The sequence below is a fragment of the Spirochaetales bacterium genome (assembly GCA_016930085.1).
In the GTDB taxonomy this organism is placed as follows: domain Bacteria; phylum Spirochaetota; class Spirochaetia; order SZUA-6; family JAFGRV01; genus JAFGHO01.
Map to the genome: position 1 here is coordinate 72733 of JAFGHO010000124.1, position 13396 is coordinate 86128.

Genomic DNA, 13396 nt, shown 5'->3' on the forward strand with positions numbered 1-13396 from the left:
ATAGTACACGTGCCGTCACGACACCACCTCCCTGCGTATGTAATGGGTATGGAGAAGGCGATGGCTTTCTTCACTCAGAGGTGCGCCGAGGTACTCGTCGTACAATAAGGCGATGTCGGGATTGTGGTGCGCGTACCTGAGGGATTCGTTCCTGTCTATGGCATAGAGGTTCTGAACTCGGGCGGCGACCGCTTTTTTATCGGTGCCGAAGGGTTGGCCGCCCCCGGCGATACATCCGCCCGGGCACGTCATGACTTCGATAAAATGAAGGTCGTCTCTTCCCGCTTTTAATTCTTCGAGCACGGCGCCCGCCTCATTGATGCCGCTTACCGCGCAGACGCCGAGTGTCGTTTCGCCGATTGTCACCCGCATTTCCTTTCTGTATGCCCCCATTCGTAACGCTTTGATCTCCGTATCGACGCAATCACTGCCCGTCAGGAGAAACCCCGCGGTCCGCAGGGCGGCCTCCGCAACGCCGCCTGAGGTGCCGAAGAGTTTTCCAGAAGAACTGCGGGTGCCGAAAGGTTTGTCGGCGGTACCGTCCGGCATTTCAGCCGGATTGATCCCGTATATATTGAATAGATCGATCAGCTCGCGAGTGGTGAGGACGGCATCGATGTCCGGAAGCCCGCCCGCGGACAATTCGGGCCTCCCGGCTTCGAATTTCTTTGCCGTGCAGGGCATGAGAGCGACGTGAAAAATACATTCGGGCGGTATGCCTTCCTTTTTCGCATAACGGTCTTTCACGAGCGCCCCGAGCATTCCCTGCGGGCTTTTACAGGTGGAAAGGTTCGGGATAAACTCCGGGTAACGTTGTTCGACGTATTTAATCCAGCCGGGCGAGCAGGAGGTCATCATCGGAAGAGGCCCGCCGGTCCTGATCCGCCGGACCAGTTCCGAGGCTTCTTCCATGACGGTGAGATCCGCGGCAAACGACGTCTCGAAAACACGATCGCCGCCGGTCTTTCGTAAGGCGGTTGTCAGCTTGCCGCATATGTCCGTTCCTGGTTTGTACCCGTAAGCTTCCGCGACGGTGACGGAAATGCTCGGCGCGTGCTGAAACACGACAAAGGTATCCCCGCGAGAAAGGGCGTCCATGACCTCTTCGAGCTGCCGGCGTTCGGAAAGGGCCCCCGTCGGACAGACCATGATGCACTGGCCGCAGTTGATGCAGCTCGATGTGTTGATGGAATCCCCGAACGCGCAGAGTATTTCCGTTTTGCTTCCCCTCCGGACAAAATCGATCGACCCGATTCCCTGTACTTCCTCGCAGACACGGACGCATTTTCCGCACAAAATACATTTTCCGTTGTCCCGCGTTACGGCAAGGCCGGAAACATCGAGCCGTTTTTTCGGAAGAACCTTTCCGGGGCCGTTTCTCCGGATTCCGTATTCGCGTGCCAGCCTGCTCAATTCGCAATTCCCCTGCCTGACGCAATACAGGCAGTCGTCGGGATGGGAGGCGAGCAGTAGTTCGATGATCGTTTTTCTTGCCCTGATCACCTTTGGGGAATGGGTCCTGATTTTCATTTCGTCCGCGACTTTTGTCGAGCATGCAGGAACGAGCCTTCCCGTCCGGCAGTCCTCGACGACACAAAGCCTGCACGCGCCTGACGGTGGAAGCCCTTCCATGTGGCAGAGCGTGGGAATGGAAACCCCCGACCGTTTCGCCACCTGGAGTATCGTTTCGTTATGTTCGGCGTTCTGTCCCCTGTCATTGATAGTGACCGTTATCATCTTGTTTTCTCCTGTTTCATTGTTGTTTCGGCTAACGGACGACGACCGCGCCTTTTCTGCATATATCCCTGCACGTCCCACAGCCCGAGCATTTGTCGGGAACGATATAATGGGGCGTTCCTTTCCGGCCCATGATCGCGTTTTCAGGGCATTTTACCAGACAGGCCGTGCATCCGATGCATGTGTCCGGATCGATCGAGTAAGTAAGCAGGTCCGTGCATACGCCCGCGGGGCAGGTCCTTTCGAAGACATGCGCCTCGTATTCTTCCCTGAACCAGCGAATCGTACTCAGTACGGGGTTGGGCGCGCTTTGCCCCAGCCCGCAGAGGCTGGTCGCTTTTATTACCCCGGCAAGGGGGACGAGATCGAGTACGTCCCGGAAACGTGAAAGCGCGTCGGTATCCTGTTCCGATTTACGGGGACGAATAATACTGTTTAATATGGATAAAATCCGTTTTGTTCCCTCCCTGCACGGAATGCATTTTCCGCAGCTTTCACGCGTTATGAAATCCATGAAAAAGCGGGCGACATCGACCATGCAGTTGTCTTCATCCATCACGACAAGACCGCCTGACCCCATCATCGCACCCACTTCGGGAAGGGTATGGTAATCGATCTCTATATTGAAAAGATGTTCAGGGACGCAGCCGCCGCTTGGCCCCCCGATCTGTACCGCCTTGCAGCGCTTATTGTCGGGGATTCCGCCGCCGATAGCGTAGACGATGTCTCGCATGCTGGTGCCGATGCTCACTTCGACAAGACCGGTCCGGACGACCTTCCCGGAAAGCGCGAATACTTTTGTCCCGGGACTCTCTTTGGTGCCGAATGATGTAAACCAGTCCGCCCCCATGACGACGATGGATGAAATATTGGCGAGTGTCTCGACGTTATTGATCACGGTTGGTCTTTCATGCAATCCTTTTTCCGGGGGATACGGGGGCCTCGGCCTCGGCATTCCCCGTTTCCCCTCTATGCTGTTGATGAGGGAGGTTTCTTCGCCGCACACAAAGGCGCCGGCCCCTTTTTTTATCACGATATCCAGGTTGAAGCCGCTGTCCCAGATATTGTCCCCGAGAAATCCGAACGCCCGCATCTCACCGATCGCTTTTGTGAGGTGTCTAATTGCCAGGGGGTATTCCGCCCTGATATAAATGTATGCCGTCTGTGCCCCGGTCGCGTATGCACCGACGGCAAGGCCTTCGAGAAGCCTGTGAGGATCGCTTTCACAAAGTGCGCGGTCCATGAACGCGCCGGGGTCACCCTCATCGGCATTACAGACGAAATATTTTACCGGTGAGTTCCGGTCAAGGGCGGCCCTCCATTTCTTACCGGTAGGAAACCCTCCGCCGCCGCGACCCCTCAGGCCGCTCGCGGTCATGATACTACAGATGTCATCGGGGGTATTTTTGTGGATGGCCTTGAGTAACGCCGCGTATCCCCCGCGGGCAATATATTCCGAAATTGAGAGGGGATTGATGATACCGCAATTGGAGAGAACGACGCGTTTCTGGGGGCTGAAAAAGGGATGTTCGGCGAGCAGCGGAATATCCTCCCAAAGCATCGACTGAGTATGTGAAAACTGTCCGAGTACGTCAGCCCGCGGGACCTTTCCGTCGTCGAGCATGGAAGCGAGAAGTGCGGCCGCCTTTTTTCCGATAGCGTTGCGGAAACTGACCCTCGTTTTTCCCGGCAACTGCACATCCATAAGGGGTTCCGCGCAGCAGAGGCCGATGCACCCGACAGGGATCACGTCGGCGGCGATATGTTTGCTTTCGATATATTCTTTGACGGCGGAATATGTGTCGCCTGCGCCGGCCGCCAGTCCGCAGGTTCCCATCCCGATATAGACAATGGGTTTGTTCGTGTCGTTTCTGAGAAGAGAATTGAAATAACCGTCCATTTCACGCTTTACGGAAGCCCCTCCGGGAAACGTGATGCCGCATGAGGCGGCGAGTCTCGTGATGAAATCACAATGAAGCGCTTCTGGCAGGTGTTCGAGTGTGTCGAGCCATGTATGCCGGATGTTGTTATCCACGTTCTTTTGCTCCTTTCCTGTATACGCGGACGATATCGGCCGCCCCGTCCGGTGTGAGGTGGGAATAATAGGTACCTCCGACGACCATGACCGGTGCGAGGCCGCAGGCCCCGATACACGCGACCACTTCAAGGCTGAAAAGGCCGTCCTTCGTCGTTTCTCCGGGTTGTATACGGAGTTCCCGAATGAGCCGCGCGAGAAGGGCGTTGGAGCCCTTTATGTGACAGGCGGTTCCCCTGCAAATCTGAATATGATATTTCCCCGGGGGGTGCATACGAAACTGATTGTAAAACGTCGCCACTCCATATACTTTACTTGCCGGAAGCCCCAGTTGCCTGCTTATCGCGATGATATCCTCCCTGGAAAGATATCCCTCTTTATCCTGGGCTTCCTGAAGCATCGAGATAAGGCTGTCCCGCTGTGGCCGGCCGGCCGCAACCGCGGCTTCTTCTGTGGTTTTACTCTTCTTCATGGTTATATATCCCTTCCGTGTTCGACGCCCCCGTCTTTTTCAGGGGAGTCGGTACTTATTTTGGCGAAATATGCGGTCTTTTCGAAAACACTCGTTAAATCCAGATTCTCGATATGAACGTCTGCCGGACTTTTAATGGGGACCGGGGCGACATTCACGATGGCCTTTATTCCCGATTGTATGAGTTCTTCCGCGATATTTTGCGCCCGGTCTTCCGGTACGGTAATGATCCCGATTCTGATCTTTTCTTTCCGCAATATTTCCTTCATCTTCTCGACCGGATAGATCCGGCAGCCATTGATAACACGATTATTTTTTCTGTCGTCATTATCAAAGCCGGCTGTAATTTCAAGGTTTTTTCCCCGGCCCTTGAAGTAATTGATGAACGCCCTGCCCATATTCCCGATACCGACAATCGCCATTTTCAGTTTTTCTCCCGAATCGAGCAATCCGCTGATGCATTCGATCAGTTCACGGACCGCGTACCCCTTTTGAGGGCTCGCGAACTGATTGAGGACCATAAAATCGCGCCTTACCTGCGATGCCTTTTTATCTGCGAGAACGGCGAGACGATATGAAAAAATGTATTCTTCTCCTTTTTCAAGAAGTTCCCGCAGTATCCGCCTGTAAAGACTCAATCGTTCGATTGTTTTGATCGGAATGTCGGTGCTTTTCATGAGTACTCCTCTTTCTATCGTATTCCCTTATGCTGCCGCCCGCCGGTATTCATTGGAGGGGGACGCCTTCCCGGTTCCTACATGATACGTTTCCTTCCCCCGAGGTTGATCGCTTCTTTTCCGAGATTGAGAAGTCTTGTCGTTTTTTCCGTCAATTGTCCCGGAGAAATCGGTTTTTCAACAAAATCATCGACCGGCAGGAACTCGCCGTCTTTGTCCGGATTGAAACGGAAATCGGTTTTTTGATGTATGGAGGTAAGCATGAGAATCGGGACATGTTTCAATACCTCGTTTTTCCTGAGACTGTACGAGACATTGAAGCCTTCCATCCCCGTCTGCATCATGACATCGAGGATGATAAGGTCCGGTCGTATTTTCTCTGCCGTCGAAAGCCCTTCCGTTCCATTGATCGCCGTCCATACCTCATGCCCGTTTGATTTTAATATAGTGCCGACACTGTCATGGATGTCGACATCGTCGTCGATGATAAGAATTTTTGCCATAATTAGATCTCCTTTTCATCACATATATAAATGTGAAAAAAATCACACTGTGAAATAATTCACAGTATACTATGAATATATATGATCACAAACCGGTTGTCAACATATTTATATACAAAATTCACCTATTTCTCCGTCATTTTTGGAAAAATTTCAAAAAAAGCCCGAACCTGTGTTACATTGGACAAAGTACGACAATTGTATAAGCGGAAGGGAGGGAAGATGGTGATGAAATATGTTTTTGTGTCTATAATGACGGCGGTAGTCTGTCTCTCGTGTTCCACCCTGCCGGAAAAGGGTAACGATTATTCCTCGATGGGTGTTCTCAAGGTCAGGATCGACAATCCGGCGATAAATATTCTGTTTTCAGCATCCACCTCCGGAGAAACTTCCTTCGGACTCGGTGTGACTTTTTATAAAGGAGAACTCGACGGACTGCTTTTAAAAAACCTCGCGACCGGAGAGATCGTGCGGCCGGACTATGTGAAAGACGGGTTCTGTTTTTACGCAAATATACCGGCCGTCTCATATTGTCTTGATTCGGCCGTACTTGATGAAGAGAGAGAAATACGCTTCTCTGAAGAAGGCAATCCCGTTTTTACGGTGAAAAGCAATGAAGTTGTCTATTTCGGTTCATATACGGTCGGAGTGTCATTCGGAAAGGAGGCGTACCTCAAAAAAGCGGGTTATGAGGAAGAGAAAAAAAACCGGAAGCAAGTCGAATATATTGTCAACGACCTCCATAAAAAGGCGGGATGGATTTTTCGATAGCATCGCCGCCGCTCTCGTAACCGGTCAATCCGGGGTTCCGCTGTCGAAGTTTCCGTCAATACCGGCCTTCCATCAAGCGGCGGTATAATCAATACCCCCGCAGGTACTGCGGAGGAGATAGTGCCGTTATAAGGACGCTTTCATGGCGTCGAGTGCTTTTACGTCCATTTCACGCGCCTTTTCGAGAAGACCGGCTACCTGTTTTCGAACATCAGGCCCGGCAAAACGTTTCGCCTTTGCGGGTGCCACACCCGGCCCGCCGACTGCTCCCCATATCTCCCACATGATTGTGTGGACTGTGTTGAAACAGGATGCGGCTTCCTTAAGCGGTTCGTATTTCCCGGTGACTTCCGAAATATTATCGAGAAAGAGATGGGCGTACCACCGGCATTCCGCAAGCAGCCCCACCGCGCTGTGATGGATTATATACCGGTATTGGAGTTCCTTTACCGTTTTACCGGAAAACGCTTCGTCATCGGCAATAGTATCGATCCATGCCCGGTAGGCTGCAAGACCGTTCGGAATACCCGGCCCGCCCGTGGGCCGTTCCATCACTTCGACCGCCCATAAAAGTATCCGCTTGTATGATTCCACCGGGCTTTTTTTTGTATTCCGGTCTCCGGGAACAAAGAGAACCCCCGTGTTCTCATACCAATTCCTTTTTCGAAAATATCCGTTCGGCTCGAACTCGACCTCGTCGAGAAACTCTTTTGATCCCTGGAAAAAACTCCAGCCCAGAAGTATTTCCCCGTTTTTATCGAATCCGGTGACAAGACATTCTTCGGGCGGTCCGACCACTCCCTGGGCGATAACGGGACGTTTGTTTTTACGGATACTTTCCCTGATTTTTTCGGTGAAAAGGACTTTGTTCGTTCCGTCGTTCAGCACGATTTCGCAGGGGATTCCCATGACATCGAGCGTGCGCTTGTGGGGTTCCAGGGGATCGTCTGAGATGTGGGAAATAAGGGGGTTGTCCATATGCCAGCCCGGGCGCCAGTTGAGTTTGAATGCGGCCCCGGATGCGCACAATGCCGTAAGGTAGCTGTTGTCGAGCCGCCATTTTCTGTTGTGCGACTCGATGATCGAAGGCGGCTCTCCCTGATCGAGATATTCCAGGTACGCGCGGACGCAGGAAGGAAAAGGAACGGTTTCCGGGCACCGGGGGATGCCGTCTTTTCCCTTTGTCCTGTGAAGTTCGAAATTGACGAGGGGGACATTCTCCAGCACGCTTCGTATCCGTGAATTGAACCCCTCATCCGGCGCGTGTTTTTTCAGTGTGTCTTTTACCATAGTCACCATCCTTTGCCTGATTTTTTTTCTGGCGGAATGCAGGCGGCTTTTTACGGTACTCACCGGAAGATCGAGAAAAGTCCCGACTTCGGCCATGGAATACCCGTTGATGTAAAACAGCGTGGTCACTTCCCTTTCATTTTCAGGAAGGTTTTCGACGCATGAGAGGACCGATTTTTCCGTTTCTTCTCTCATCACTTTTTGGACCGGTGTTTCGGAGTAGTCCGGCTGTTCACCGGCATTGTCGATCGGGATGGTATGGTGTTCCTTCCGGCGGCTGATTCTGTCGCAATACTTGAATACGATTTTCCTCAGCCATGAGGGGAAGGCGCACGGTTCTTTCAACATTCCGATGTCTCGATAGGCGCGTATAAAGGCTTCCTGTGCCGCGTCTTCCGCGCGATGAAAATCCTTGAGCAGTGAATAGGCGTAACCGACCGCCATATCCCTGAATCGGACGACCAGCGTATCAAAGGCATCCAGGTCTCCCCGGCGGGCCTTTCGGACACAGGTGATCCATTCCTTCATCCGTTTCTCCATTTCTAAGGCTCCTGCATTATCGCCTTCTTTACCTAAAGCCCCGCTTCAGGGAGCAAAGGTTGATTAATAGTACGGGACAATTGTCGTATGACCGCCGGAAAAAGAACCGGGTACGGGAGTCCGTGATCAGTGGAAAACGGCATCGTATTCGATCGAAAGGCCGATGCCGATTCCGGCATCGAGGCCGCCCGGCGCAGATGCCGGATTGAATATATCGAAAAAGTCATATGCGAAGTGACACGAACACATGACCCGAACGGAGTGAGATATCGCGAAATGAAGCGAAACAACACCGCCTGTACCCAGCAATATCCTCATCAGATCGAAGCTTTGTTCCGAGTATTCTTTTTCTGAGGAGAGCATGATCAATGAATGGATTCCGATACCGAAAATTATTGTCAGGGTACCGCCGGGGGGCAGTTCGACTCCGAATCCCGGAAATATCGTATCAGCCGAGATCATATACCGGTAGCCGTCCGGATCGATCCCGGAGCCGTCGACGGAAGCATGGATCGTGAGAAACGCCATATTCATGTTCACGAGGAACCCGAAGGGTTGCCCGGTTAAAGAGAGGATATAGATTCCCGTGCCTGCGTAAAACACCTCGGCCTCACGATCTGCGGACGTACATCGCATGGAAATAATATCAAAACCGATCCCCGCCCCTGCCGTGTTTCCGAATACGTAAAAACAGAGAAAGGGAAAAAGAAAAGCGGAAAGCGGTATCGTCTTCGGCATGATAAGCATTATGACAGATAAAGCCGGTATGTCAAGGAGGTGCCTTCTCTCATATTGACAAATGACCGGTATCTGCTATGATTCGACAAAATCACATGATAAGGAGTGTATATGAAAAACGCGGTAAAGATAACGGCGGTTTTCCTGGTCTTCCTGGCTGCGAATGTTTTTTCGGCCGAATCAAAAAAGGGAACATTCGGGATCGACATGGCCCTGATTTTCAACCTGCAAAGCCTGGTTGTCGATGTCGACAACTACAATGACGGAATTCAACCGGGCGCGGGATTGAAGATGTGGTTCGGCGACGCGTTCGCGGTGCGCGCCCTGGTACATCTCGATCACACGGCAAATTCGGAATTTGAGATATCGACGACAAACTTCGGGATATCGGGGGCGCTGGAGTACCATTTCGCCCCGAAGGCGCTTTCCCCCTACGCGGGCGGGCTTGTCGGCGTGACGATGGAAATGGTGACGGACATGGATACGGAAACAGGCATCTACTTCGGCGGGATGTTCGGGGTTGAAATGAATGTCTTTAAAACCGTATCGATGTACGCGGAATACGATCTTATCGCGTACATGGAAGATCCGGTTACGAACATTACCCTTGGGGTCGGCCCGAACGCTCAGGTGGGTATGCTCATTTATTTCTGAGCGATCAGCCGGTGAATTTCGTATGCCGCAAGCAGACCGAATATACCGGTGATATACGAAAGGCTTCCGAGGGGCGTGCGTTTTCTGCCCCGTTCGCAGCCGCCGGTTTCTTCAGGAACGCCTGAAGCGCCGCATGTAGCCGGACGTTCGGTCGAATACACGCACCTGATACCCGAATGAATACCCGGTTTTTTGAGCCGTTTCCTTATTCGCAGCGCGAGGGGGCAGACCGCCGTCTCCGAGATGTCGCCGGTGCGAATGAGGGAGGGGTCGGTCCGGCATGCGGCGCCCATCGAAGAGACGACCGGTATACCCCTTTCAACGCAGGCCGCGAGAAGGGTCGCTTTGGGCGAGAGGCCGTCGATCGCGTCGAGGAGGGCATCGGGCCGGTGTTCGAGGAGAAGACCGATCGTTTCCGTGTGTGAAAACACCTCGAAGGTTTCCACGGTGATACGCGGATTGATGTCCAAAACGCGTTCCCTCGCACACGATGTCTTTTTTCTGCCCACGGTCGATTCCAGCGCGTAAAGCTGCCTGTTGATGTTCGACGGCCTTATGACGTCGAAATCGACGAGGAGCAGACGACCCACACCGAGCCGCGCGAGTGCCTCGACCGCGTACGAACCGACCGCGCCCAGACCGACGACCGTCACGCAGGCGTCATGAAGCGCTTTCATTCCTTCCTTGCCCAAAAGCATTTCCGCGCGTACGAACCGCCCGCTGTGTGTCATTTCACGAACCCCCGCGCGCTTATCACCTTATCGAGGAACCGGCACGCGTTCTCCCACGTGAGCGCCGCGATGTCTTCTTCCGCCGCCCCGCGCAATTCGGCGACGGCCGCACACACGAGACGGACCGCTGAGGGTTCGTTCGGAGTTTCGTAATCGATCGTATGACCAATCACGGGCGGTATGTCCGGTGCGTCGGTCTCGATAAGCAGTCGTTCGGGAGGAACCGCCTTTGCGGCCTCATGCGCCCGCTTGTTCCGTCTCCTGGTCAGACTTCCGGAAAAGGAAAAAAACGCCCCCATTTCAGCGAGTCCGTCGACGAGCTGCGCCGTACCGGAAAAGGAATGGATCACAAAGGGATCCCCCCCGCTCCAGTGGCGGTTTAAAATGGGAACGAGCCTGTGCCACGCCTTTCTGCAGTGAACGACCGCGGGAAGCCCTATCTTCCGGGCGATGGCGAGCTGCGCAACGAACGCCGCTTCCTGCCGTTCCGCGTCATAGTCCTTTATCGCCGTATCGAGTCCGATTTCACCCACGATCGAGGGGGTTTCGGCAAGGTATGTTTCAAGGAGGTCCGTCCAGCCCTCACCGGCGCGGTCGAGATACCACGGGTGCAGTCCGAAAGCGGGCACGACGTCCGGGTACCGTTCCGCCACATCACACACGGCCCCCCAGTCCGACGGTTCCGTGCCGCACGAAAGGAAGCCGCACACACCGGCCGCGGCGGCGCGTTCCATGACCGCATCGAGGTCCGGTGCGAGGCGTTCGTCGTGAAGGTGGCAGTGCGCGTCGAAGAGTTTCATGGTGATGCCTTCTCAAGTTATACACGGTTGTGGGGCGGTTGGTAAAGACGGTTAACCCGGATATCTCACAAGTAATATTGATTTTATCATTGAGTCTTGCATCTATCTCTAATACATTATATTGTTGTTATGACACCGGGTTTTACCGCTTTTCTCAGAAATCAACCTGATTTTCAACTATTTTGACATTTGCCTGTATAATAAACAATAAACCTTTTTGGGTAACTGTACGTGAGAAAAGCGGATTAATGACAAAGGAGAAGCAGCGGATGACGCGGATTTTGCGGACATATTACTTGACACCTCGCAAATTTGAAGTTAGACTTCCAATATGCAAGGTTATGTTGAACGGGCGGCCACGAAACTTATCACACGGAAATTAGCCAACAATCCGGCCGCCGCCATTATCGGGCCACGGCAATGCGGCAAGTCCACACTCGCCCGTCATATTCTGAAAGAATACACGGACGCTTTGTATCTCGATCTGGAAAAACCGTCAGATGTCAACAAGCTGCGCGATCCCGAGGCTTTTTTTTCCGTCAATAAGGATAAACTCGTCTGTCTCGATGAAATCCAAAGGCGGCCCGATCTGTTCCCCTTATTGAGGAGTATCCTTGATGAACGAAACCGGAACGGCCAGTTGCTTATTCTCGGATCGGCATCGCCGGAACTGCTAAAGCAAAGCTCAGAATCATTGGCGGGGCGCATTTCTTTTATCGAACTTACGCCTTTTTACATCGAAGAACTGGCCGAACCCGAGAAAATCGATACAATCAGGGGCCTGTGGCTCAAGGGTGGATTCCCCAGAAGCTGGCTCGCGCAATCGAGCGAAGAAAGCTTCGAATGGCGGCAGGATTTTATAAGGACATTTCTCGAAAGGGATATCCCCGGATTGGGTTTCAATATAACAGGCAGAAAAATGGACCGGTTTCTGACCATGTGCGCCCATGTTACGGGTCAGCTTTTAAACAGCTCGAAACTGGGTGCGTCGCTGGGCGTAAGCGGACACACCGTCCGTTCGTACATCGATCTTCTCGAGCATGCGTTCATGATAAGGATCCTCCTGCCTTATGAGATAAATGTCAAAAAAAGACTCGTGAAATCGCCGAAAGTGTATATCCGGGATACGGGGATCCTCCACGCCCTGCTTTCAATCGCGTCGTTTAACGAGCTTCTCGGCAACCCGGTCTGCGGCCCGTCATGGGAGGCCTTTGCCATAGAGAACATCCTTTCCGGCATAAGGAACCGGAAGCCCTTTTTCTACCGGACCGCAGCGGGCGCCGAAGTCGACCTGGTCCTCGCAGGGGCGAACGGGATTATCGCGATCGAGTGCAAGCTTTCGACGTCTCCCGCTCCATCAAAGGGGTTCTGGAACGCCCTCGACGATCTTTCTCCTTCCTGGTCATGGATCATCGCCCCCGTGAAGGAGATGTACACCATCGAAAGAGGAGTCACGGTCGGTTCCCCGTTTCATTTTCTGGAGAGTAGCGGGTGGTAAAAGTACATTGATATCGGATGACGCGGATTCGGCGAAAATCATGAGATTTCTATCCGGATGTTCATTAGGAAAATTTCTCACGGAGTTCACGAAGCGCACAGAGAAATTTATTTGAATGAATATCAAATATCGGAATTATTAATACATGAAATAAAAAGAGTCTTCACGATCCAGAGGGGTGAAATGATGCACTTTTTTGGGAAATATATCCGTATCGTTTTCAATGGTGTCTGTTTCTTTTTTGAATATTTCTGCAGTAAAAACAGATAAAAATCATGGAGTTCCTGCCGGGCCGTCACATGGAGGCCGGACACATCGATTTTTTTATGGAATCCGACATTATCTTTCTCCTGTTATTTAAATATATAACAAAGCTGCTTTTAGGGTAAATGTATTTTTATTGACGGTGGAGTGCGGGGATGCGGCGGAGATTTAGTTGAAAGTGCGGTGCGGCCGGTAATGCAATGAAGAGGGAATTGACATCGGATGACGCGGATTTTCCGGATTTGGTTTTTTTTCATACTTGAAACTATAACTGTTTTATATTATGCTCTTTTTGATTTCTGTTAAATTAAATATAAAATATATAAGTGGTCAGGTAGTATCATAATGGTGGTAACTTTTTTTCTGCAATTCAGGGATTTTCCGGTAACGGTCAGCCTGCCGCCGGATTACCGGATAAAAATATATTCCATTTCATGTTTTTTTACGGGAATATAAACCGCCGACAGCGCGCTTGAATGCACTGCGGGCAGGTACCCTGGTTATAGATTCCAATTGCGGGATATAAAGTCAAACGGCTGGTTAAAAGTAACCGTCAATTTCAACCCGTCACCTGAACCGGCACGCTTCTGCCGACAAGGAAGCAGGAGGTAAAAGAATGAACCGGAAAAATGTAACCAAAGCCGAAATATGGAAGTCACGAATAACCAACTGGCGGGAAAGCGGTA

General features: G+C 52.1%; 12 protein-coding genes. 3 read left to right on the top strand and 9 right to left on the bottom strand.

Annotation, left to right across the window (positions count from 1 at the left end; all coding sequences use genetic code 11):
* Positions 1–15: 15 nt before the first annotated feature.
* The 5 genes from JW881_20810 to JW881_20830 form a co-directional block, all read right to left on the bottom strand.
* Complete coding sequence (locus tag JW881_20810) at positions 16–1737, bottom strand: iron hydrogenase small subunit (GenBank protein MBN1699963.1); 1722 nt, start codon at positions 1735–1737, stop codon at positions 16–18.
* 31 nt (positions 1738–1768) lie between these two features.
* Positions 1769–3772, bottom strand: a complete 2004-nt coding sequence (locus tag JW881_20815; protein MBN1699964.1) for a 4Fe-4S binding protein — start codon at positions 3770–3772, stop codon at positions 1769–1771.
* Positions 3765–4244, bottom strand: a complete 480-nt coding sequence (nuoE, locus tag JW881_20820) for an NADH-quinone oxidoreductase subunit NuoE (protein ID MBN1699965.1) — start codon at positions 4242–4244, stop codon at positions 3765–3767. The genes JW881_20815 and nuoE overlap by 8 nt, the downstream gene beginning before the upstream one ends.
* Positions 4245–4246: 2 nt before the next feature.
* The gene (locus JW881_20825; GenBank protein MBN1699966.1) at positions 4247–4921 is read right to left on the bottom strand and encodes a redox-sensing transcriptional repressor Rex; all 675 of its coding nucleotides are present in this window, start codon (positions 4919–4921) and stop codon (positions 4247–4249) included.
* Between the two features lie 77 nt (positions 4922–4998).
* Positions 4999–5424 (bottom strand): response regulator, encoded by a 426-nt coding sequence (locus JW881_20830; GenBank protein ID MBN1699967.1) that lies wholly within the window; start codon positions 5422–5424, stop codon positions 4999–5001.
* Positions 5425–5652: 228 nt separating this feature from the next.
* Here JW881_20830 and JW881_20835 point away from each other — a divergent pair, with 228 nt between their 5' ends.
* Positions 5653–6195: a hypothetical protein gene (locus JW881_20835; GenBank protein ID MBN1699968.1), complete on the top strand. Its 543-nt coding sequence runs from the start codon at positions 5653–5655 to the stop codon at positions 6193–6195.
* 126 nt (positions 6196–6321) lie between these two features.
* On the opposite strand, the gene JW881_20840 is transcribed toward JW881_20835, so the two are convergent.
* Both JW881_20840 and JW881_20845 read right to left on the bottom strand, forming a co-directional pair.
* Entirely contained in the window at positions 6322–8025 is a 1704-nt protein-coding gene (locus JW881_20840; GenBank protein MBN1699969.1) for an RNA polymerase sigma factor, read from the bottom strand.
* A gap of 126 nt (positions 8026–8151) precedes the next feature.
* Positions 8152–8763 carry a hypothetical protein gene (locus JW881_20845; GenBank protein MBN1699970.1) on the bottom strand — a complete coding sequence of 204 codons (612 nt, stop codon included), beginning with the start codon at positions 8761–8763 and terminating at the stop codon, positions 8152–8154.
* A gap of 111 nt (positions 8764–8874) precedes the next feature.
* On the opposite strand from JW881_20845, the gene JW881_20850 reads away from it, so the two are divergent.
* On the top strand, positions 8875–9417 hold the full coding sequence (locus JW881_20850) for an outer membrane beta-barrel protein (protein MBN1699971.1): 543 nt from the start codon (positions 8875–8877) through the stop codon (positions 9415–9417).
* On the opposite strand, the gene JW881_20855 is transcribed toward JW881_20850, so the two are convergent.
* The gene (locus JW881_20855) at positions 9408–10148 is read right to left on the bottom strand and encodes a tRNA threonylcarbamoyladenosine dehydratase (GenBank protein MBN1699972.1); all 741 of its coding nucleotides are present in this window, start codon (positions 10146–10148) and stop codon (positions 9408–9410) included. The two genes, JW881_20850 and JW881_20855, sit on opposite strands and share 10 nt — an antisense overlap.
* Positions 10145–10948 (bottom strand): TatD family hydrolase, encoded by an 804-nt coding sequence (locus tag JW881_20860; protein MBN1699973.1) that lies wholly within the window; start codon positions 10946–10948, stop codon positions 10145–10147. Before JW881_20860 ends, JW881_20855 begins: the two co-directional genes overlap by 4 nt.
* Before the next feature lie 331 nt (positions 10949–11279).
* Here JW881_20860 and JW881_20865 point away from each other — a divergent pair, with 331 nt between their 5' ends.
* The gene (locus JW881_20865; GenBank protein MBN1699974.1) at positions 11280–12446 is read left to right on the top strand and encodes an ATP-binding protein; all 1167 of its coding nucleotides are present in this window, start codon (positions 11280–11282) and stop codon (positions 12444–12446) included.
* Positions 12447–13396 lie beyond the last annotated feature (950 nt).

Coding starts and splice junctions, on each gene's coding strand:
- JW881_20810 (MBN1699963.1), bottom strand. CDS start 1,737: ATGATAACGGTCACTATCAATGACAGGGGACAGAACGCCGAACATAAC.
- nuoE (MBN1699965.1), bottom strand. CDS start 4,244: ATGAAGAAGAGTAAAACCACAGAAGAAGCCGCGGTTGCGGCCGGCCGG.
- JW881_20825 (MBN1699966.1), bottom strand. CDS start 4,921: ATGAAAAGCACCGACATTCCGATCAAAACAATCGAACGATTGAGTCTT.
- JW881_20830 (MBN1699967.1), bottom strand. CDS start 5,424: ATGGCAAAAATTCTTATCATCGACGACGATGTCGACATCCATGACAGT.
- JW881_20835 (MBN1699968.1), top strand. CDS start 5,653: ATGAAATATGTTTTTGTGTCTATAATGACGGCGGTAGTCTGTCTCTCG.
- JW881_20840 (MBN1699969.1), bottom strand. CDS start 8,025: ATGGAGAAACGGATGAAGGAATGGATCACCTGTGTCCGAAAGGCCCGC.
- JW881_20845 (MBN1699970.1), bottom strand. CDS start 8,763: ATGCCGAAGACGATACCGCTTTCCGCTTTTCTTTTTCCCTTTCTCTGT.
- JW881_20850 (MBN1699971.1), top strand. CDS start 8,875: ATGAAAAACGCGGTAAAGATAACGGCGGTTTTCCTGGTCTTCCTGGCT.
- JW881_20855 (MBN1699972.1), bottom strand. CDS start 10,148: ATGACACACAGCGGGCGGTTCGTACGCGCGGAAATGCTTTTGGGCAAG.
- JW881_20860 (MBN1699973.1), bottom strand. CDS start 10,948: ATGAAACTCTTCGACGCGCACTGCCACCTTCACGACGAACGCCTCGCA.
- JW881_20865 (MBN1699974.1), top strand. CDS start 11,280: ATGCAAGGTTATGTTGAACGGGCGGCCACGAAACTTATCACACGGAAA.